The 21,347-nt window shown below is 63.2% G+C and carries 20 protein-coding genes and 2 riboswitches; of the genes, 13 read left to right on the plus strand and 7 right to left on the minus strand.

Annotation, left to right across the window (positions count from 1 at the left end):
* Positions 1-110: 110 nt before the first annotated feature.
* The 5 genes from cobM to fabF form a co-directional block, all read right to left on the minus strand.
* Positions 111-857, minus strand: a complete 747-nt coding sequence (cobM, locus tag HX801_RS31230) for a precorrin-4 C(11)-methyltransferase (protein ID WP_102605651.1) — start codon at positions 855-857, stop codon at positions 111-113.
* A gap of 83 nt (positions 858-940) precedes the next feature.
* On the minus strand, positions 941-1,333 hold the full coding sequence (locus HX801_RS31235) for a cobalamin biosynthesis protein (protein ID WP_177023396.1): 393 nt from the start codon (positions 1,331-1,333) through the stop codon (positions 941-943).
* A complete protein-coding gene (locus HX801_RS31240) occupies positions 1,330-2,028 on the minus strand; it encodes a CbtA family protein (protein ID WP_008431977.1) in 699 nt (232 codons plus the stop codon). The genes HX801_RS31235 and HX801_RS31240 overlap by 4 nt, the downstream gene beginning before the upstream one ends.
* 11 nt (positions 2,029-2,039) lie before the next feature.
* Positions 2,040-2,228: a CbtB-domain containing protein gene (locus HX801_RS31245; protein WP_003217883.1), complete on the minus strand. Its 189-nt coding sequence runs from the start codon at positions 2,226-2,228 to the stop codon at positions 2,040-2,042.
* Positions 2,229-2,324: 96 nt separating this feature from the next.
* Positions 2,325-2,541: riboswitch (cobalamin riboswitch) on the minus strand.
* Between the two features lie 36 nt (positions 2,542-2,577).
* Entirely contained in the window at positions 2,578-3,846 is a 1,269-nt protein-coding gene (gene fabF, locus HX801_RS31250; RefSeq protein WP_177021151.1) for a beta-ketoacyl-ACP synthase II, read from the minus strand.
* Positions 3,847-3,959: 113 nt separating this feature from the next.
* Here fabF and HX801_RS31255 point away from each other — a divergent pair, with 113 nt between their 5' ends.
* From HX801_RS31255 to HX801_RS31275, 5 genes are all read left to right on the plus strand, one after another.
* Complete coding sequence (locus tag HX801_RS31255) at positions 3,960-4,478, plus strand: helix-turn-helix domain-containing protein (protein WP_177009805.1); 519 nt, start codon at positions 3,960-3,962, stop codon at positions 4,476-4,478.
* Positions 4,475-4,677: riboswitch (cobalamin riboswitch) on the plus strand. (Overlaps the previous gene by 4 nt.)
* A gap of 92 nt (positions 4,678-4,769) precedes the next feature.
* On the plus strand, positions 4,770-5,831 hold the full coding sequence (cobW, locus tag HX801_RS31260) for a cobalamin biosynthesis protein CobW (protein ID WP_003217887.1): 1,062 nt from the start codon (positions 4,770-4,772) through the stop codon (positions 5,829-5,831).
* A gap of 3 nt (positions 5,832-5,834) precedes the next feature.
* A complete protein-coding gene (gene cobN / locus HX801_RS31265; protein ID WP_177023397.1) occupies positions 5,835-9,608 on the plus strand; it encodes a cobaltochelatase subunit CobN in 3,774 nt (1,257 codons plus the stop codon).
* Positions 9,608-10,606 carry an ATP-binding protein gene (locus HX801_RS31270; RefSeq protein WP_177023398.1) on the plus strand — a complete coding sequence of 333 codons (999 nt, stop codon included), beginning with the start codon at positions 9,608-9,610 and terminating at the stop codon, positions 10,604-10,606. The genes cobN and HX801_RS31270 overlap by 1 nt, the downstream gene beginning before the upstream one ends.
* Positions 10,607-10,659: 53 nt before the next feature.
* Positions 10,660-11,262, plus strand: coding sequence for a VWA domain-containing protein (locus HX801_RS31275; protein WP_032898884.1), 603 nt, complete (start codon positions 10,660-10,662; stop codon positions 11,260-11,262).
* Here the strand turns inward: HX801_RS31275 and HX801_RS31280 are convergent.
* The gene (locus HX801_RS31280) at positions 11,219-12,205 is read right to left on the minus strand and encodes a DUF1853 family protein (RefSeq protein ID WP_008431991.1); all 987 of its coding nucleotides are present in this window, start codon (positions 12,203-12,205) and stop codon (positions 11,219-11,221) included. The two genes, HX801_RS31275 and HX801_RS31280, sit on opposite strands and share 44 nt — an antisense overlap.
* A gap of 143 nt (positions 12,206-12,348) precedes the next feature.
* Here HX801_RS31280 and HX801_RS31285 point away from each other — a divergent pair, with 143 nt between their 5' ends.
* Genes HX801_RS31285 through pepN form a run of 6 tightly spaced genes read left to right on the plus strand, consistent with a single transcriptional unit; the run spans position 12,349 to position 18,856 of the window.
* Positions 12,349-13,239 (plus strand): NAD(+) kinase, encoded by an 891-nt coding sequence (locus HX801_RS31285; RefSeq protein WP_003217892.1) that lies wholly within the window; start codon positions 12,349-12,351, stop codon positions 13,237-13,239.
* Entirely contained in the window at positions 13,236-14,210 is a 975-nt protein-coding gene (locus HX801_RS31290) for a metallophosphoesterase (RefSeq protein WP_161635726.1), read from the plus strand. The genes HX801_RS31285 and HX801_RS31290 overlap by 4 nt, the downstream gene beginning before the upstream one ends.
* Positions 14,207-15,082 (plus strand): rhomboid family intramembrane serine protease, encoded by an 876-nt coding sequence (locus HX801_RS31295; protein WP_008431996.1) that lies wholly within the window; start codon positions 14,207-14,209, stop codon positions 15,080-15,082. The genes HX801_RS31290 and HX801_RS31295 overlap by 4 nt, the downstream gene beginning before the upstream one ends.
* 15 nt (positions 15,083-15,097) lie before the next feature.
* The gene (locus HX801_RS31300) at positions 15,098-15,358 is read left to right on the plus strand and encodes a YeaC family protein (protein WP_003217900.1); all 261 of its coding nucleotides are present in this window, start codon (positions 15,098-15,100) and stop codon (positions 15,356-15,358) included.
* A complete protein-coding gene (locus tag HX801_RS31305; RefSeq protein ID WP_003217902.1) occupies positions 15,355-16,185 on the plus strand; it encodes a DUF2797 domain-containing protein in 831 nt (276 codons plus the stop codon). Before HX801_RS31300 ends, HX801_RS31305 begins: the two co-directional genes overlap by 4 nt.
* A gap of 13 nt (positions 16,186-16,198) precedes the next feature.
* A complete protein-coding gene (gene pepN, locus HX801_RS31310) occupies positions 16,199-18,856 on the plus strand; it encodes an aminopeptidase N (protein ID WP_177023399.1) in 2,658 nt (885 codons plus the stop codon).
* Between the two features lie 121 nt (positions 18,857-18,977).
* Here pepN and HX801_RS31315 read toward each other — a convergent pair whose 3' ends face one another.
* Positions 18,978-20,033 carry an aldo/keto reductase gene (locus tag HX801_RS31315; protein ID WP_177023400.1) on the minus strand — a complete coding sequence of 352 codons (1,056 nt, stop codon included), beginning with the start codon at positions 20,031-20,033 and terminating at the stop codon, positions 18,978-18,980.
* A gap of 182 nt (positions 20,034-20,215) precedes the next feature.
* Between HX801_RS31315 and HX801_RS31320 the strand changes: the two genes are divergently transcribed.
* Together HX801_RS31320 and HX801_RS31325 are read left to right on the plus strand one after the other, a co-directional pair.
* Positions 20,216-20,932: a YafY family protein gene (locus HX801_RS31320; protein WP_032898885.1), complete on the plus strand. Its 717-nt coding sequence runs from the start codon at positions 20,216-20,218 to the stop codon at positions 20,930-20,932.
* Between the two features lie 52 nt (positions 20,933-20,984).
* A complete protein-coding gene (locus tag HX801_RS31325) occupies positions 20,985-21,326 on the plus strand; it encodes a nuclear transport factor 2 family protein (protein WP_008432007.1) in 342 nt (113 codons plus the stop codon).
* Positions 21,327-21,347 lie beyond the last annotated feature (21 nt).

Below are 21,347 nucleotides of genomic sequence, written 5' to 3' on the forward strand. Positions count from 1 at the left end.
GGTGGGGCAAGAGCGTTTTGCTGGACTTGCTCCCTCCAAAAGTGAGCCGCTGTAAGAGCGGAACCATAAGCCGCCGTTACCTAAATAACGGATATGTACCCCATCCCCCCTCAGGGCCGATACAAATGCGCATGCCCCGCACGATACAACGACGACTCACCAAAACTGTCACTGGCCAAAACCCGACCCACCAGAATCAACGCCGTACGCCGAAACCCCTTGGCTGCCACCTTCCCGGCAATATCCGCCAGCGTACCAATGGCCCAATCCTGATCCGGCCAGGTCGCCCGATGCACCACCGCAATCGGACAATCCTCCCCATAGTGAGGCACCAACTCAGCCACGATCTTCTCCAGATGATTCACCCCCAGGTGAATCGCCATGGTCGTCCCATGCTGCGCCAGGCTACTGAACACCTCACCCTCAGGCATCGCCGTCTTATCCGCATACCGCGTCAAAATCACACTCTGCGCAATGTCCGGCAACGTCAGCTCAGCCTCCAACAACGCCGCACACGCCGCCACCGCCGTCACTCCGGGAATGATCTGAAACCCAATCCCAAGCTCCCGCAAAAGCCGAATCTGCTCCCCAATCGCCCCGTACAAACTCGGATCCCCGGAATGCACCCGCGCCACATCCTGGCCTTTCTCATGGGCCGTCTTGATCAGCTCGATGATCTGCTCCAGATGCAACTCGGCACTGTTGACCACCAGCTCAGCCTGATGCCCCTCAAGCACCGCCGCCGGTACCAGCGAGCCGGCATAGATAATCACCGGGCAACTGCGAATCAGCCGCTGCCCCTTGACCGTGATCAATTCCGGATCGCCTGGGCCTGCGCCGATGAAAAAGACAGTCATGGATTCATTCCTGTGAAAAAAAGCACGCGAGCAGCCCTCCAGATGAAGATTACTCATGATCAAAGCTGACGATTATCGGGAATTCAGCCGGCGCAAGCCAATGCAAAGGTGGCCTGGGCGGTTTTTTTGCGAGTGATCAGCAGGGTAACAGGGCCTTGGGACAGGTGTTCTGCCAGTGCCAGGGCCGCACTTTCCGCGATGCCGTAGCAACCGGTATAAGCAAAAACCGTCTCCGACTTATGGCTCAATCGATCTTCATAGGGCGCCAATTGCGCAGCACTGAAAACCACCAAAGGCAGCTCCAGAATCTCTGCCAACTCAAGTAGCCCCGGCTCATCCTGCTTGAGATCAAGGCTGGCCAGCGCAGTGATGCGCTGACGCTCAATGCCACCCTCGGCGAGGGCGGCGTTGAACAGTTCACGCAGGATGTCGACAGAACAACCCCGCTGACACCCCAGGCCAACCGCCAGGATCATGCCGAATACTGACCATCACGGTTACGGCGAAACAGCCAGGCACTGATCAAGCCCAGCGCCAGCCAGAAGGCAACGTTGGTCAACTGCGAGGCGATCTTGAATTGAGCTTCCAGAGCCTCCGGCGCCAGCATCGAGTGGACTTCCGGCTGTGGTGCGCCAATCACATGGGGCACAGCCAGGATCGCCACGCCCAGGATTTTCAGCAGCCAGTTACGACCGAACACGATCAGCGCGATACCGGCAGCGGTAGAGGCGGCAGTGCCGATCCACCAGATTTGCCGTTGCGCCAGGTCTGCCGCCGCAGTCCCCGGCAATTCAGGCGGCAAGCCCAGGGTCGGCGCCAACACAAAGGTGGCGTAACCGGCCAGGCCCCATAGCAGGCCTTGGGCCGTACGGGTCGGTGCACGCAGGGTGTACAGGCCGGCAAGCATCAGGGCAAAACCTACGGCGACCACCAGGTTACCGCCCGTAGTCGACAGCACACGCTGCCAGCCATCTTCCGGCTCCCAGGCTTCAGCGTCGTGGGTGTGGGCCGTGGCTTCGGCATGTTCATGCACTTCGGTCGCGGCCGGGGCGTTTTCGAAGGTTTCCGCCTGCAGGATCAGCGGGGCAACCCAGAAGCTTTGCAGCAAGGTCAGCAGCAGGGCGGCCAGGAGGCCGGTGAAACCTGCGGTTTGGGCAATACGCTTGATCATGTCGGCAGGTCTCAGTGGCACGGGAACGCAGCGCTGTGGCGGGTATCGTGGGCGGCGTTGTGCACCGCTTCGATGTGCGAGAAACCGGCGAAATACACCAGGCACGCGCCGAGGATCGACGCGCCGATGGCGGCAGTCAGGCGTTGGCTCAGGGTGGCGGTGGTGCTGGCGGTAGAGGCGGTGCTGCTGATGATCGACATGGCGCGTCCCTTCAGGGTTTCAGGGTGACACGAGCGCATGAAAACCCCGCGAGCCAGGCACGCAGGGTTCTGAACAGCGCCCGCCCACCGCGGGTTTGTTATCTGATTTTTTCGGGCCGGTCTCCGGGCTTGCGAGGGGCCTGGGCCTTGAAAGCATCACCTTCCCATGCCGTAGAGGCACAGTGGTTTTGATGCTTCACTCGCTTACCGTTGCGGGGGCAGCACCGGACTCGTCACGCCCTTGAGTAAAGGAACATGACTCACCGGTTTCCCGTTTCACCCTGTGAAGGGCACCCGAAACAAGATGTGTAGGAGAGCATGGGCGGGCGATGGGCGTCAAATCGCCGGGTTATTGCCAGCGTTTGAACAGCACGCTGGCATTCACGCCGCCGAATCCAAACCCATTGGAAATCGCGTATTCAATCGGCAACGACCGGGCTTGGCCCCGGACCATATCCAGTCCTTCGGCAGCGGGGTCCGGGTTGTCCAGGTTGAGGGTCGCCGGGGCAATCTGGTCGCGCAGGGCGAGCACGGTGAAGATCGCCTCGATCCCGCCCGCGGCGCCCAACAGATGGCCGGTCGCCGACTTGGTGGCGCTGATCGCGACGCTGGCATTTGCACCGAACAGCGTATTGATCGCTGCCAGTTCGCCGTTGTCGCCTACGGGGGTCGACGTGGCATGGGCGTTCAAGTGCTGGATCTGTGCGGCGCTGATCCCTGCCTGCGCGATCGCCAATTCCATTGCCCTGCGTGCCCCCGAGCCATCTTCAGGCCCCGAGGTCATGTGATAGGCGTCGGCGCTGGTGCCGTAGCCCACCAGCTCTGCGATAGGCGTCGCCCCGCGAGCCAATGCATGCTCCAGTTCCTCGATCACCAACAGCCCGGCACCTTCGCCCATCACAAACCCGTCGCGGCCTTGATCGAACGGGCGGGAAGCCAATGCCGGCGTGTCGTTGTAATCGCTGGACAGCGCACGCGCCGCAGCAAAACCGCCGAGGCTGACTCGGTGGATACAGGCTTCGGCGCCGCCACACACGGCGATGTCGATTTCGCCGGCACGGATCATTCGCGCAGCATCACCAATCGCCTGTACGCCGGCGGCGCAGGCAGTGACGGGGGAGCCCAGCGGACCTTTCAGTTGATGCTGGATCGACACGTGCCCGGCCGCCATGTTGCCGAGGAATGACGGGATCGTGAACGGCGACAGGCGGCGAGGCCCTTTGCTGTCAGCCGTACGAACGGCCTCGGCAATCGCGGGAAAACCACCCACGCCGGAGGCGATGATTGTCGCGGTACGTTCCTGCTGCGATGGCGTCTGCGGACTCCAGCCTGCCTGGGCCAGGGCCTCTTGCGCGGCTGCCAGGGCAAACACGATGAACCGGTCCATCTTGCGTTGTTCCTTGGCCGGGATGACAGTGTCCGGGTCAAAGCCGGCTTCAGGGTCCTGGATGCGGTCCAACACTTGGCCGCCGATGCTGATTGCCAGGTCGCCGATCAATGCCTCGGGTAGCCTGCGAATCCCGGATTCACCGGCCAGCAGGCGCTTCCAGGTCTGTTCCACGCCGGTTGCCAGCGGTGTCACTGCACCCATGCCGGTCACAACAATTCGCTTACTCATGATCGCTTAGCTCCGCAAATTTCAGGTTGGTAGCAATGCATGGACGAAACTATCATTATGAAAGTAACATCCGATAGCTGAAATTTCCGTAGCCACCCCACAGAGGAACTGCAATGCAACGTAAGTCGCTGGTGAATGCCGAATGCCCGGTAGCCCGTGGAGTGGAACGGGTAGGCGAGTGGTGGAGCATCCTGATCATGCGCGACGCGCTGCAAGGTTTGCGGCGTTTTGATGAGTTTTCCCAGAGCCTGGGGATCGCTCCGAACATGCTCACTCGCCGGCTCAACAGCCTGGTGGAAGCGGGGCTGCTGGAACGCCGGCAATACAGCGAGCGGCCGCCCCGTTTCGAGTACGTACCGACGCCGGTTGGCGAGGATTTCCGGGTGGTGATCATGGCGTTCATCGGCTGGGGTAACCGCCATTTCGCCAACGAAGGTGAAAGCCTGCAATTGGTCGACCGCAAAACCCGGCGCCCGGTGGAAGTGGCGGTGGTGGACGCCGACGGTGCACGCGTGTCCGTCGAGCAATGCAGCGTCCAGGCCGGTCCGGCGGCGAGCGAAGGCATGCTGGAGCGCCTGGCGCTGCTTAGTGCCAAACGCTCGGACATTGACCCGTCCCCGCGCACTGCGTAGCCTTGCACCTTCGAGGTTCTTCGGCCCAGGCCGAAGCTAAGAAGGGAACGCGGTCAATGCCGCGGCTGCCCCCGCAACTGTAAAGGGTTTATCTGACTGCCACGCCACTGCCTGAACAAGGCGGGAAGGCGCAGCCAGCGCCGGCATCACCGCCGGCAAGCCCCAAGCCAGGAGACCTGCCTCGCAACCGATTTTCTACTTCAACCGGGCGGGGTGATCCGGTGGCGAATTCTGCTTCTGCGCACCCGCGCAGGGCCACTCGTCCCGTATGCCCGCCCCAAAGGGCATCCGATGAAAACACTGGCCAAACTCCCCGTCACCATCGTTACAGGCTTCCTCGGCTCGGGCAAGACCACCTTGCTGCGCCACATGCTGGATAACGCCCAGGGGCGCCGTATCGCGGTGATCGTCAACGAGTTCGGCGAGCTGGGCATTGACGGTGAAATCCTCAAGCAATGCTCCATCGGCTGTACCGAAGAAGAGGCGAACGGCCGCGTCTACGAATTGGCCAATGGCTGCCTGTGCTGCACGGTCCAGGAAGAGTTCTTCCCGGTGATGCGCGAACTGGTGGCCCGTCGCGGCGACCTCGACCATATCCTCATCGAAACCTCGGGCCTGGCCCTGCCAAAACCCTTGGTCCAGGCGTTCCAGTGGCCGGAAATCCGCAGCGCCTGCACCGTTGACGCCGTGATCACCGTGGTCGACAGCCCAGCCGTGGCCGCCGGCACGTTCGCCGCCTTCCCGGACCAGGTTGACGCCCAGCGCAAGCTCGACCCGAACCTGGACCACGAATCCCCCCTGCACGAGCTGTTCGCTGACCAACTGGCCAGCGCCGATCTGGTGATCCTCAACAAGTCCGACCTGATCAGCCCTGAAGACCTGGCCCGTGTGCGCCTGGAAGTGGCAGAAGAACTGCCGCCGGCGGTAAAAATCATCGAAGCCAGCAGCGGTCGCCTGCCGCTGGACGTATTGATCGGCCTGGGCGCGGGCTCGGAAGAACACATCGATGGCCGCCACAGCCATCACGATCATCACCACGAAGGTGAAGACGACCACGACCACGATGCCTTCGACTCCATCTCCATCGAACTGCCCCAGGCCGACGAAAGCCTGCTGCTGGACGCCCTGACCCAACTGGTGGTCAAGCACGGCATCCTGCGGGTCAAGGGCTTCGCGGCGATCCCGAACAAACCGATGCGCCTGCTGATCCAGGGCGTGGGCACGCGTTTCGACAAGCACTTCGACCGCGCCTGGCGCGCCGATGAGCCGCGCGCCACGCACCTGGTGCTGATCGGCCAGGAACTCGACGCCGCCTTGCTCGAAGCGCAACTGCGCGCTGCCCTCAGCGTTTAAACCATGCATCTGCTCAGGACCCAGCCCGGCGGTTTCGTTTCGGATGACAACATCGCCGACCTTGGGCAAACCCCCGCCGAGCTGGTGATCCTGTGCAGCGGTGATTCCAGCCTGGCGCTGCTGGCCGAAGCGGCCCAGCAGTTGCCCGAGGATTACCCGAGCCTGCGCCTGGCCAACCCGATGCAGGTGCAGAACCATGCTTCGGTCGACCTGTATGTGGACGAGGTGCTGCGCCACGCCAAGGTCATCCTGATTTCGCTGCACGGCGGCATCGGTTATTGGCGCTACGGTATCGAGCGCCTGGTGGAGTTGGCCGAGCGCGGCGTGCAGCTGATCCTGGTGCCGGGGGATGATCGCCCGGACCCGGAACTCAGTGGCCTCAGCACCGTGGGCGCCGAGGAACGTGACCGGCTCTGGCACTTCCTGCGCCAGGGTGGTTTGGGTAATGCGCTGGATTTCTATCGTTGCCTGGCCGCCGGCTACCTTGGCCGCGATTACGCCTGGAGCGAGCCGCAAACCATGCCGCGCACGGCGATTTATCACCCGCATAAAGCCAATGCCCGCCTCAACGATTGGCAGGCTGACTGGCAAGCTGATTTTCCCGTGGCGGCGGTGCTGTTCTACCGCTCCCATTTGCAGGCGGCCAACACCGGCTTTATTGATGTTTTTTGCCAGCGCTTGCAGGCCGCGGGTCTCAACCCGCTGCCGATGGCGGTGGCCAGTTTGAAAGAGCCCGGCTGCCTGACCGTGGTCGAGGATTTACTGGACGAGGTGCACGCCTCGGTGATTCTGAACACCACCGGTTTTGCCCAGTCCAGCCCCGAAGCGCCGCACCTGCGGCCGTTTCGCCGCAATATCCCGGTGATCCAGGCGATTTGCGCTCAGGACAACGAGCCCGGCTGGCAGGCCAGCGAGCAAGGCCTCGGCCCTCGGGACCTGGCGATGCACATTGCCTTGCCGGAGCTGGACGGGCGCATCATCAGCCGGCCCATCAGCTTCAAGGACCTGGCCTGGCGCAGCGAGCGCAGCCAGTCGGATGTGGTGTGCTATCGCGCACAGCCGGAGCGCATGGACTTTGTCGCCGAACTGGCGCGGCGCTGGGTCGAACTGGCGCGGGTGCCGAATGGCGAAAAGCGTATCGCGCTGATCCTCGCCAACTACCCGACCCGGGACGGACGTATCGGCAACGGCGTGGGTCTCGACACCCCAGCCGCCGCGCTGAATATCCTGCGGGCACTGAAAATCCAAGGTTATCCGCTGCCGGACGAGCTGCCGGAAAGCGGAACGGCACTGATCCAGGCGCTCTTGGGCGGCGTCAGCAACGACCTGGACAGCCTCGACTTGCGTCCGTGTCATCAGAGCCTGGCGCTGGATGACTACGAGGCGATGTTCAACCGCTTGCCCGAGTCCAATCGCCAGGCCGTGTTGGCACGCTGGGGTACACCTCATAGCGATCCGATGTTCCGCGACGGGCGCATGATGATCGCGGGCCTGCGTTTGGGCCTGACCTTCGTCGGCATCCAGCCGGCCCGGGGCTACCAGGTGGACGCGAGTGCGGTCTATCACGACCCGGACCTGGTGCCGCCCCACGGTTACCTGGCGTTCTACTTCTGGTTGCGCCACACCTACGGCGCCCACGGCGTGATCCACGTTGGCAAGCACGGCAACCTGGAATGGCTGCCGGGCAAGGGCGTCGGGCTTTCCGAGAACTGCTGGCCCGACGCACTACTGGGGCCGCTGCCGAATATCTACCCGTTTATCGTCAATGACCCGGGCGAGGGCGCCCAGGCCAAGCGCCGCACCCAGGCCGTGATCATCGACCACCTGATGCCGCCGCTGACCCGCGCCGAAACCTACGGGCCGCTGCGCGACCTGGAGTTGCTGGCCGACGAGTATTACGAGGCACAACTGCTCGACCCACGGCGTGCCCGCGAGCTGCAAAAGGACATCCTCAAGCTGGTGCGCGAAACCCGCATCGACCAGGAACTGGCCCTGGACGAAAACCTCGACAGCGACGCCGATGCGGCGATCTGGCTGCCGCGCCTGGACACCTACCTGTGTGACTTGAAGGAGTCGCAGATTCGCGATGGCCTGCACATTTTCGGCGAGTCACCCGAGGGCCGCTTGCGCATCGACACCTTGCTGGCGTTGTTGCGTATTCCGCGTGGCGATGGGCGCGGGCCGCAATCGAGCCTGCTGCGGGTATTGGCCAAGGCCTTCGACCTGGGCTTCGATCCGCTGGACTGCGCCCTGGCCGAGCCGTGGACGGGGCGCCGGCCAGTGGTGTTGCAGAAGATCGACACGCAGTTGTGGCGCACCGCCGGCGACACCCGTGAACGCCTGGAGCTGTATGCCGCGCGCTTGATCGAGCAGGCGCTGGAAGGTGCCGTGGAGCAGCTTGAAGAGCCCGGCTGGGAAGACGTCAAGGCGGTGATCGAGAGCTTGCGCATCGTCGTCGCGCCACGCCTGGATGCCTGCGGCCCGGCGGAAATGCGCGGGTTGCTGGATGCCTTGAACGGGCGCTTCGTCCCGGCCGGGCCCAGCGGCGCGCCGAGCCGGGGCCGCCTGGACGTGTTGCCCACCGGTCGCAACTTTTTCTCGGTGGATGTGCGCAACCTGCCCACCACCACTGCCTGGCGCATCGGCTTCCAGTCGGCGAACCTGATCCTTGAGCGTCACCTGCAAGACCATGGCGACCACTTGCGCCAACTCGGCCTGTCGGTGTGGGGCACTGCCACCATGCGCACCGGCGGCGACGACATTGCCCAGGCCATGGCGCTGATGGGCGTGCGCCCGGTGTGGGCCACGGGCAGCCAGCGGGTGGATGACTTTGAAATCCTGCCCATCAGCCTGCTGGACCGGCCACGGGTGGATGTGACCTTGCGCGTGTCGGGATTCTTCCGCGATGCATTCGCCAACCTGATCCGCCTGTTCGACGCGGCGGTGCAAGCCGTGGCGGCGCTGGACGAACCCGACGACCTGAACCCTCTGGCGGCCAAGGTGCGCAGTGAGCGCGAGGCCTTGCGCCTGTCGGGCCTGGACGAGGACGCGGCGGCGAAGCAGGCTGGTTGGCGGATCTTCGGTGCCAAGCCCGGTGCCTATGGTGCCGGCGTGCAGGGCGCGATTGATGGGCGCTTGTGGCAGAGCCGCGAAGACCTGGCGGAGGTTTACCTGAACTGGGGCGGCTACGCCTATGGCGGCTCCGACGAAGGCACCGCCGCCCGCGAACAGTTTGCCCAGCGTTTGAGCCAGGTGCAGGCGGTGTTGCAAAACCAGGACAACCGCGAGCATGACCTGCTGGACTCCAATGATTACTACCAATTCCAGGGCGGCATGCTCGCCGCCGTGGAAACCCTGAGCGGCGACAAGGCTGCCAGCTATCATGGTGACCACAGCCAGCCGGACCTGCCGAAGATCCGCACGTTGAAGGAAGAGTTGAACCGGGTGATTCGTGCCCGGGCGGCCAACCCGAAGTGGATCGAAGGGGTGAAGCGCCACGGCTATAAAGGCGCGTTCGAGATGGCGGCCACCGTGGATAATCTGTTCGCGTTCGACGCTACGACGGCGTTGATCGACGATCATCAATACGCGTTGCTGGCGGATGCCTACTTGCTGGACCCGGACACCCGCGCCTTTGTGCAGCAGCACAACCCGGATGCCCTGCGGGACATGACCGAACGCATGCTCGAAGCCCAGCAACGCGGCATGTGGCAGGAGCCTGGGGCGTACCGCGAGGCGTTGGAAAACCTGTTGTTGGATATAGAAGAAGGCAGTTGATGACCGACATTCCACATTTCCCGCTGTCCGCCGTGGTCGGCGCCGACGACTTGAAACTGGCCCTGTGCCTGACCGCCATCGACCCGAAAATCGGCGGTGTGCTGATCGAAGGCCCGCGGGGCATGGCCAAGTCCACCCTGGCCCGTGGCCTGGCGGACCTGCTCGCCAGCGGCCAGTTCGTCACGCTGCCGTTGGGCGCCACCGAGGAGCGGCTGGTGGGCACACTCGATCTCGACGCGGCACTCAGTGAGGGCCGCGCACAGTTTTCCCCCGGCGTGCTGGCCAAGGCCGACGGCGGCGTGCTCTATGTCGATGAAGTCAACCTGCTGCCCGACCACCTGGTGGACCTGCTGCTGGACGTGGCCGCCAGCGGCACCAACCTGATCGAGCGCGACGGGATTTCCCACCGGCATTCGGCGCGTTTTGTACTGATCGGCACCATGAACCCGGAAGAGGGCGAGCTGCGCCCGCAATTGCTCGACCGGTTTGGTTTCAACGTAGCGCTGAGCGGGCACACCCAGCCGGCCGAACGCGGGCAGATCATCCGTCGCCGCCTGGATTTCGACAGCGACCCTCAGGGTTTCTGCGGGCAATGGGCCGACCGGCAGGCCGCGTTGCGCGAGCGTTGCACCCGGGCCCGCGCATTGCTGGATAGCATCCCGTTGGATGACCAGGCGCTGGCGCAGATTACCGAGCGCTGCTTTGCCGCCGGCGTCGATGGCTTGCGCGCCGACCTGGTCTGGCTGCGTGGCGCACGTGCCCATACGGCCTGGCGGGGCGCGACGGCTATCAGCGAAGAAGATATCGAAGCGGTCGCGGAATTTGCCCTGCGCCATCGTCGTCAGGAGCAATCCCCGCCTGCAACGCCGCCCGCTGGCGGTCAATCACCCAAGCCCAATGATGCACCTGAAGACCAGGGCCAATGGGGCGACATGCCCGCACCCGCCTTGCCGATAGGTGCTCGCCGTGATGTGCCCACCTGGCCAAAAAAGCCCTAGGCATCCGCCCCAAACCTGACGCGGGGGCGGATGCACGGCCCAAGGCGGGTCGACTGAACAAGGGCCGGCGTGGCCAGGCGCGCAGCGCGGCCGAAGGTTCGATCAACTGGCCGGGTACCTTGCTCGGCGGGCGGCCGCAACGCCGCGAAGATTTGCTGTATCAACTGCGTAGCCGTACGCCCCATGAGCTGTGGCTGGTGATTGTCGATGCTTCGGCCTCAACCCGGCGGCATCAGGCGCTGAGTGATGCCAAGGGATTACTGGCCCAACTGTTCGACGATGCCTATCGACAGCGGGCGCGCATGGCGTTGCTCACCGCGAGCGGGCAATCGCCAAAGTGGCAGGTGCAGGGATTAAAGGCGGCAAAAGGGCTGGGTCATTGGCTTGATGGCCTCGGTGCAGGCGGTGGCACGCCATTGTTGGCAGCGCTGAACGAAGCGGGGCACTGGTTGGCGGCTCGTCGCAAGCGTTACCCGGTGGAGCAGCAGCGGTTGCTGGTGATCACCGATGGACGGCTGAAAGATGTGGCAGGGCTGCCGCCGCTGGACTGCCCGGGCTTGCTGGTGGACATCGAGCGCGGCCCGATTCGGTTGGGCCGTTCAAAGCAGCTGGCTATGGGGTTACAGATTGACTATCGGCATATCGATAACCTGTAAGCGCCGGCACGTTCGGCCAAAGATCCGCCACCAGAAACAACCGTTCGGCTTCTTCCCATTCGCCTTCGCTGTTTTCCACCAGGCGCACCAGCAACTGCGCGGGCGCCATGGGGTCCAGTTCGGTTAGCCAGTGCTGCATCCGGGCCGCGTCCCAGGCTTCGTCCGCCGGGTAGTGCGCCGGCGCCAGCCATGCGTGGCGGGGCAGCGGTTGCCAGCGTCCTGCCGGGCTTTGCTCGATAAACCTCGACCAATCGCGCTGATGCAGCCAACGGCCATTCAGGTGTTGGGGATGCGCGCCCTGCGGGGCCTGCGCCATGCCCGGCCATGGGTAGAGCAGATACCCGCCCAGCCACAGATGGGCATCAAAAGCCTGGATATCCAGCGCGGCCAGGACCTCGCGGCTCTCCGGCCGGGCGGAAATCGGCAGTTGGTGCTGGGCCAGGTGCGCCAGCTTGCGGTCGAGCCGGTCATGACAGCCGGGGCCGAGCCATTGCGCGGTGTCCCGGCCATTACCGTCCTGGGGCCCGAGGTAGAGTTTGATCGCCAGTTCCAGATGATGCACACCGTCACGGTCGCGCAGCAGCATGTCCAGCTCGCCCAGGGTATGCCCGGCCTGGCGGATCGGCAGGTTGGCCGCCAGCAGCTCCACGCCCGGCGCATGCTGCACGGCGAATTGCCACAGCCGTTCGTAATACAACCCCAGCCGGCGGGTGCGTGCCTGGCTCAGCCAATGCAGCAAGGCACTGCTGTCCTGGTCCAGCTGGCGCAGCCACTGCTCCAGCAAATGCGGGGCCTGCACCCAGTCGCTGCCGGTCAGCGGGTGGCGTTGTGGCCACGGCGTTTGCGCGAGCATCGGCGGGGCGAGCATCACCCACGCGAGATCGCGCACCTCGGGGTGACGCAGTTGGCGGGGCAGGTGCTGCAAATCAGGGAACAGGGTCATGGTCCGAGCATAGCCTTTTACAGCCGGGAAGGGGGCTGAGAACCGTTGTCGTCTGGGGTTTGCGGCGACAAAGGATTTTGTGTAACGCCGGCTTTCGCCCATAATCGTTCTTTTTTGCAGAACCCGAACCCCGCAGGAGCCCCATGGAGCAATTTCGCAATATCGGCATTATCGGTCGCCTGGGCAGTACCCAGGTGCTGGACACCGTCCGCCGACTGAAAAAGTTTCTGCTCGAGCGCCACCTGCACGTGATCCTCGAAGACACCATCGCTGAAATCCTCCCGGGCCATGGCCTGCAGACCTCGTCGCGCAAGATGCTCGGTGAAGTCTGCGACATGGTGATCGTGGTGGGCGGCGACGGCAGCCTGCTGGGCGCCGCCCGGGCGCTGGCGCGGCATAACGTGCCGGTGCTGGGGATCAACCGTGGAAGCCTGGGGTTCCTCACCGATATTCGCCCCGACGAGCTGGAAGTCGAAGTGGCCAAGGTGCTGGACGGCCATTACCTGGTGGAAAACCGCTTCCTGCTGCAAGCCGAAGTGCGCCGCCACGGCGAAGCCATCGGCCAGGGCGACGCCCTCAATGACGTGGTGCTGCACCCCGGCAAGTCGACGCGGATGATCGAGTTCGAGTTGTACATCGACGGCCAGTTCGTGTGCAGCCAGAAGGCCGACGGCCTGATCGTCGCCACGCCGACCGGGTCCACGGCCTACGCGCTGTCGGCCGGTGGGCCGATCATGCATCCCAAGCTGGATGCCATTGTGATCGTGCCGATGTATCCCCATATGTTGTCCAGCAGGCCTATCGTGGTCGATGGCAACAGTGAGCTGAAAATCGTGGTGTCAAAAGACATGCAGATCTACCCGCAAGTCTCCTGCGACGGGCAGAACCATTTCACCTGCGCCCCCGGTGACACCATCACCGTGAGCAAAAAGGCACAGAAGTTGCGGTTGATCCACCCGCTGGACCACAACTACTACGAAGTGTGCCGGACCAAGCTGGGCTGGGGCAGCCGCTTGGGGGGTGGAGGCGACTGATGCTCGATCCCGCGCGTAGCTACGACCTGATTGGTGACGTGCACGGTTGCGCTCATACCCTTGAGCACTTGCTCGACCGGTTGGGTTACCACAAGCAGGGCGGTACCTGGCGCCATCCGTCGCGAATGGCCGTGTTCCTCGGCGATATCATCGACCGTGGCCCGCGCATTCGCGAGGCGCTGCATATCGTCCACGACATGACCGAGGCCGGCCAGGCACTGTGCATCATGGGCAACCATGAGTTCAACGCGCTGGGCTGGAGCACGCCCGCCGCCCCAGGCAGCGGCAAGCAGTTTGTGCGCGAGCACACGCCACGCCACGCCCGGTTGATCCACGAGACCCTGACCCAGTTCGAACAGCACCCGGCAGACTGGCACGATTTCCTCGGCTGGTTCTATGACATGCCGCTGTTTGTCGACGCCGGGCGATTCCGCGTAGTGCACGCTTGCTGGGACAATGGCTTTATCGAGCCCCTGCGCGCGCATTTCCCGGACGGCTGCATCGACGAACACTTCCTGCAAGCCGCCGCCGTGCCTGGCAGTTTCGCCAGCAATGCCTTCGACCGCCTGTTGCGCGGCACCGACATGCGCCTGCCGGACGGCTTGACCCTGACCGGCGGCGACGGCCTGACGCGCTCGTTCTTCCGTACCAAGTTCTGGGAAGACGACCCGAAGACCTACGGCGATATCGTGTTCCAGCCCGATGCGCTGCCGGAACCTGTGGCCGCCACGCCGCTGTCGTCCACTGAAAAGAATTCCCTGCTGCGCTACGGCGTCGACGAGCCATTGCTGTTCGTCGGCCACTACTGGCGCAGCGGCAAACCGGCGCCGATCCGCCCGAACCTGGCCTGCCTGGACTACAGCGCGGTGCTGTACGGCAAGCTGGTGGCGTACCGGCTGGATCAGGAAACCCGCCTGGACCCGCGTAAATTTGTTTGGGTCGATGTCGAGCGCCCTGAGGTTATTTCATGAGTACCGTTGCTGTATTACGCCTGCCGCTGGCGGTGGATTTGAGTGGTTTCGTCAAGCTTCTGCAACGCATGCAAGTGCCCCATCGCGTCAGCGAAGAAGCCGGGGAGCAGGTGCTGTGGGTGCCTGACTCCATCAGTGAAGACGTGAAGGTCCTGTACCAGCGCTTTCCGGCCGGTGACCCGGACCAGCAACTGGACATTCCCGAGCAGGCGACGTCGACCAGGCGTCCCGGGTTTGCCCAGCAGCTTCGCCACAGCCCGGTGACCGCGTTGGTGTTGCTGCTGAGCATCATCGTCGGCGCCGTTACGTTGCTGGGGGATAACCTGCAAGCCATGAGCTGGCTGACGTTCCTGCCGTTCAGCGTGGCAGGCGAGTACATCCGTTTCACGCCATTGACCGACAGCCTGGCGTCGGGACAGTGGTGGCGCCTCGTCACGCCGATGTTGATCCACTTCGGCATCCTGCACCTGGCCATGAACGGCATGTGGTACTGGGAGCTGGGGCGACGCATCGAGTTGCGCCAGGGCAGCATCAACCTGCTGGGCCTGACCCTGCTGTTCAGCCTGGTGTCGAACTACGCTCAATACTATTTTGGTGGTCCCGGCCTGTTTGGCGGGTTGTCCGGCGTGCTGTATGGCTTGCTCGGGCATTGCTGGATCTATCAGTGGGTGTCGCCGAATCCGGTGTATCGCCTGCCTCGCGGGGTGTTGGTGATGATGCTGGTGTGGCTGGTGCTGTGCCTGTCGGGCCTGGTCTCGATGATCGGCTTCGGCGAAATCGCCAACGCGGCCCACGTGGGTGGCCTGGTGATGGGTTGCCTGACCGGTTTGTTGGGTGGCTTGTACAGCCGCCGCAAAATGTCTCCTATTTAGTTAAGGAAGAGTCTTATGTCCTCTTTTGTCGAAATGATCGAAAACATCACCCCGGACATCTACGAGAGCCTCAAGCTCGCCGTGGAAATCGGCAAATGGTCCGATGGCCGCAAGCTCACCGCCGAGCAGCGTGAACTGTCGTTGCAGGCGGTGATCGCCTGGGAACTGCAGAACCTGCCGGAAGACCAGCGCACCGGCTACATGGGCCCGCAGGAATGCGCCTCCAAGTCGGCGCCGGTGCCGAACATCCTGTTCAAGTCGGATGCCATCCATTGATTGAGATTGGCCGTGGTGCAGTCAGCAAGATGTCGGCGCAGCTGGGTGAGCCGACCGTTCAATACGCGTTTCGCCTGGGCGACACCGAGGTGCCGGTCAATCCATTGATCGGCACTACCGTGCGCCTGGAATACCTCGGTGCGATCCATTGCACCCATTGCGGTCGCAAGACCAAGACCAGTTTCAGCCAGGGTTACTGCTACCCGTGCATGACCAAACTGGCCCAGTGCGACCTGTGCATCATGAGCCCCGAGCGCTGCCATTACGACGCCGGCACCTGCCGCGATCCGGCCTGGGGTGAAAAATTCTGCATGACCGACCACGTGGTGTACCTGGCGAACTCGTCGGGGATCAAGGTCGGCATCACCCGCGCCAGCCAGCTGCCGACCCGCTGGCTCGACCAGGGCGCCAGCCAGGCGCTGCCGATCATGCGCGTTGCCACGCGCCAGCAGTCGGGCTTCGTCGAGGACCTGTTCCGCAGCCAGGTGGCCGACAAGACCAACTGGCGCGCGCTGCTCAAGGGCGACGCGCAGGCCGTCGACCTTGCGCAGGTGCGTGACGAACTGTTCGCCAGCTGTGCCGAAGGCATGCTCGGTTTGCAGGAACGCTTTGGCCTGCAGGCCATCCAACCGGTGACCGACATCGAACCGATCGAAATCCGCTACCCGATCGAGCAGTATCCGACCAAGATCGTCAGCTTCAACCTGGACAAGAACCCGATTGCCGAAGGCACGCTGATGGGGATCAAGGGCCAATACCTGATCTTCGATACCGGCGTGATCAATATTCGTAAATACACGGCCTACCAGCTCGCCGTGCATCAGTAGAAGGACGACAGACATGCGCACCGAACAGCCGAAGATGATTTACCTGAAGGACTATCAGGCGCCGGACTACCTGATCGACGAGACGCACCTGACCTTCGAGTTGTTCGAGGACCATAGCCTGGTCCACGCGCAGCTGGTGATGCGCCGCAACCCCGAGCGCGGCGCCGGCTTGCCGCCGCTGGTGCTGGACGGGCAGCAACTGGAGCTGTTGTCGGTGAACCTGGCCGACCAGGAACTGACCGACGCCGACTACCAGTTGAGCGACAGCCACCTGACCGTGCACCCCACCAGCGCGACCTTCACCCTCGACACCACGGTGAAGATCCACCCGGAAACCAATACCGCCCTGGAAGGCCTGTACAAATCCGGCGGCATGTTCTGCACCCAGTGCGAGGCCGAGGGTTTCCGCAAGATCACCTATTACCTCGACCGTCCGGACGTGATGAGCGTGTTCACCACCACGGTGATCGCCGAGCAACACAGCTACCCGGTGTTGCTGTCCAACGGCAACCCGATTGCTTCCGGCCCTGGCGAAGACGGCCGGCACTGGGCGACCTGGGAAGATCCGTTCAAGAAGCCGGCGTACCTGTTTGCACTGGTGGCCGGTGATTTGTGGTGTGTCGAAGACACCTTCACCACCATGACCGAGCGCACCGTGGCGCTGCGTATCTATGTCGAGCCGGAAAACATCGACAAGTGCCAGCACGCCATGAACAGCCTGAAGAAATCCATGCGCTGGGACGAGGAAGTCTATGGCCGTGAGTACGACCTCGACATCTTCATGATCGTCGCGGTCAACGACTTCAACATGGGCGCCATGGAAAACAAGGGCCTCAACATCTTCAACTCCAGCGCCGTGCTGGCTCGTGCCGAAACCGCCACCGACGCCGCGCACCAGCGAGTCGAGGCGATCGTTGCCCACGAATACTTCCACAACTGGTCGGGCAACCGCGTGACTTGCCGCGACTGGTTCCAGCTGTCGCTGAAGGAAGGCTTCACGGTGTTCCGTGATTCGCAGTTCTCTGCCGACATGAACTCGGCCACCGTCAAGCGCATCCAGGACGTGGCTTATCTGCGCACTCACCAGTTCGCCGAAGATGCCGGTCCCATGGCCCACGCCGTGCGTCCGGACGGCTTTATCGAGATCTCCAACTTCTACACCCTGACCGTGTACGAAAAGGGCTCGGAAGTCGTCCGTATGATCCAAACCTTGCTCGGCGCCGAAGGGTTCCGCAAAGGCAGCGACCTGTACTTCGAACGCCACGACGGCCAGGCTGTGACCTGCGATGACTTTATCAAGGCCATGGAAGACGCCAACGGCGCTGACCTGACCCAGTTCAAGCGCTGGTACAGCCAGGCCGGTACGCCACGCCTGGCGGTGAGCGAGTCCTACGACGCGGTGGCTAAAACCTACAGCCTGACCTTCCGTCAAAGCTGCCCGGAAACCCCGGACAAGGTGGAAAAACTGCCGTTCGTGATTCCGGTTGAGCTGGGCCTGCTGGACGGGAAGGGCGCGGGCATCGCCTTGCGCCTGGCCGGTGAAACCGCTGCCGGCGCCACGTCCCGCGTGATCTCGGTGACCGAAGCCGAACAGACCTTCACCTTTGTCGACATCGCCGAGCACCCGCTGCCGTCGCTGCTGCGCGGCTTCTCGGCGCCGGTGAAGCTGAGCTTCCCGTATAACCGCGACCAACTGATGTTCCTGATGCAGCACGACAGCGATGGCTTCAATCGCTGGGACGCCGGCCAGCAGCTGTCGGTGCAGGTGTTGCAGGAGCTGATCGCCCAACATCAGCAGGGCAAGGCGCTGGTGCTGGATCAACGCCTGATCACTGCACTGCGCAGCGTATTGAGCGACGAAAGCCTGGACCAGGCGATGGTCGCCGAGATGCTCTCGCTGCCGAGCGAAGCCTACCTGACCGAAATCAGCGAAGTGGCGGATGTCGACGCCATCCACGCGGCCCGCGAGTTTGCTCGCAAGCAGTTGGCCGACAACCTGTTCGAAGGCCTGTGGCTGCGTTACCAGGCCAATCGCGACCTGTCGAAGAAAACCCCGTACGTGGCCGAGGCGGAACACTTTGCCCGTCGCGCCTTGCAGAACATTGCGCTGTCGTACCTGATGCTCAGCGGCAAGCCGGAAGTGCTGGCGGCGACCCTTGAACAGTTCGACGCGTGCGACAACATGACCGAGCGCCTGACGGCCCTGGCGGTGCTGGTCAACTCGCCGTTCGAAGAAGAGAAAGCCAAGGCGCTGGCGGTGTTTGCCGAGAACTTCAAGGACAACCCGCTGGTCATGGACCAGTGGTTCAGCGTGCAGGCGGGCAATGGTTTGCCGGGCGCGCTGGAGCGGGTCAAGACGTTGATGCAGCACCCTGCGTTCAACATCAAGAACCCGAACAAGGTGCGGGCACTGGTGGGCGCGTTTGCCGGGCAGAACCTGATCAACTTCCACGCGGCGGATGGTTCGGGCTATCGGTTCCTGGCGGACCTGGTGATCCAGTTGAATGGCTTCAACCCCCAGATTGCTTCGCGGCAATTGGCGCCGTTGACCCGCTGGCGCAAGTACGACAGCGTGCGGCAGGCGCTGATGAAAGGCGAGCTGGAGCGGATTCGCGCTTCGGGCGAGCTGTCCAGCGATGTGTTTGAAGTGGTGAGCAAAAGCCTCGCATAACTGAGGCTGAGTACTGCATCTGTGGCGAGGGAGCTTGCTCCCGCTGGAGTGCGCAGCGCTCCCAAGATTTTGGGGCCGCTACGCAGCCCAGCGGGAGCAAGCTCCCTCGCCACAACGGGTCTTAGATAACCGGCGGCCAGCGCAGGTCTTGTGCATCATCGTCCGTATAACGTGGGAAGCGCTCCGCGATCATCTCGTGGGGCACGCCCAGCGGTATCGCGCTGGCAGCATCCAGACGGTCCACTTGCTCAGCCGAGAGTTGCACACTCAACGCACCCAGGGTGCCGTCCAGCTGTTCGCGGGTACGCGGCCCCAGGATCGGGATCAGCGCGGTAGTGGAACGACGGGCCTTTTCCCGCAGCCAGGCAATGGCGATGTGAGTCGGCGTGGCGTCCAGTTCACCGGCAACCGCCAGCAGGGTGTCGAGCACTGCGGTTTCCCGTGCGCTTTTTTCAGCGTGGACCAAAATCCCCAGCTTGCTGGCGCGGGTATCGTCCTGGCTGTTGCGGTACTTCCCGGTCAGAAAACCACCCCCCAGCGGTGACCATAAAGTCGCGGCCAGGCCCAGGGCCTCGGCCATGGGCAGCAGCTCGCGGTCAGCGGTGCGTTCGGCCAGGCTGTATTCGGTCTGGATCGCTACCAGGGGTGCAAAGCCGCGCACTTCAGCGAGCAGGTCGGCGCGGGCAATGCGCCAGGCGGGGAAGTTGGACAGCCCGGCGTAGTGGATCTTGCCGGCACGCACCAGGTCATCAAAACCCCGCAGGATCTCTTCCATCGGCGTGACGTTGTCGCTGATATGCGCCCAGAACAGGTCGATGTGGTCGGTGTTCAAGCGTTTCAGGCTTTCTTCGACGGCGCGCACCATGTTCTTGCGGTTGTTGCCAAGCTTGAGGGTGCCTTCGTCTTGAGGCTGGGTGCGCAGGGTGTATTTGCTGGCGATCACCAGGCGGTCGCGTTCCGAGGCAATGAACTCGCCGAGCAGTACTTCCGATTGGCCGAACTGGTAGCCGTTGGCGGTATCGAGGAAGTTTCCGCCGGCCTCCAGATAGCCGTCGTAGATTCGCTTGGACTCTTCGCGCTCGGCGCCGTGGCCCCAGCCTGTGCCGAAATTGGCGGTACCCAGGGCCAGCTCTGAAACCCGCAGGCCGCTGCGACGGCCAAAGACTTTATTGCGCATACCGAAACTCCTGACGCTGTGGTTGGTTTAAATGTTTCGCAACATCTATTAAATATGATGCGAGTCATATATTTCGTCAAGGGGCTTTTTTGGCGGCTGAAGGGAAGGGTGCCTGCTCCTGACACTTTCTGACGGAGGCCTCTGCTAAGCTGCGCCACCTTTCTTTTTCGAGCATGATCAACGTGTCGCGTACCAGTCGTCTGTTGACCTTGTTGCAAGTCCTGCGGGGCAAAAAACGCCCGGTGACGGCCGCCGTGCTGGCGGCAGAACTGGAGATTTCCGAGCGCACGCTGTACCGCGATATCGCCGAACTGACCGCGTTGGGCGCACCGATCTACGGCGAGGCGGGCGTGGGCTATGTGCTGCGTGCGGGCCTGTTCCTGCCGCCGCTGATGCTCAATGCCGACGAGACCGAAGCCATCGTGCTGGGCTTGCGGTATGTCGACCAGCGCGGTGATGACGTACTGAGCCAGGCGGCGGCCAATGCGCTTGCAAAGATCGCCGACGTGCTTGACCCGGCTGCCCAGGAAGCCTTGCGCAATCCGACGGTGCTGCCGGGCCCGCCAGGCTTCGGTTACCCGGAAAATCGCGTGCCGTTGAATGTGTTCCGCGAGGCCATTCGCGGCCAGGCCAAGCTGCACATCGACTACGCCGATGCCAGCCAGACCGCCAGCCAGCGCCTGATCTGGCCCCTGGCCCTGGGCTTTCTCAACGAAGTGCGGGTGATCGTCGCGTGGTGTGAATTGCGTGGGGCCTATCGCACCTTCCGCACCGACCGAGTGGCCGCCGCGCGCCTGCAAGGTGAACGTTATCCGGGGCGCCGCAGCGACTGGCTGCGGGGCTGGCGCAAGCTGATGGAACAGAATGAATCCGGGCCGTTCACTCCTGACAAGAACTGACACAACGCTGCTTTAGGATGGCTCCATAAATCACTAAAAAGGAGCTGTCACCATGTCTCAACCCACCCCTGAACTGGCCCCGGCGATTGCAACCTACATTGCCGCGGCGAATGCCGGCGACACCTCGCTGGTGGCCGACTGTTTCGCCGAAGATGCCAACGTGTTCGACGAAGGCGAGCACCGGGTCGGTACCGCCGCCATCGCCCGCTGGATGGAAGACACCGGGCGCCGTTACCAGCCCAGGGTCCAGGTGCTGAATGTGCAGCACCGCACGGGCAAGGTGCTGGTCAGCAACCTGATCACCGGCAGCTTTCCCGGCAGCCCGCTGGAGCTGCGCTATACCTTCCGCCTCAATGAACACGGCAAGATTGCCCGATTGGATATTTCCCTGTAGCCGTCATGGCATACTGCCGGG

This window comes from Pseudomonas sp. G1002 (genome assembly GCF_013385455.1).
Taxonomy (GTDB): domain Bacteria; phylum Pseudomonadota; class Gammaproteobacteria; order Pseudomonadales; family Pseudomonadaceae; genus Aquipseudomonas.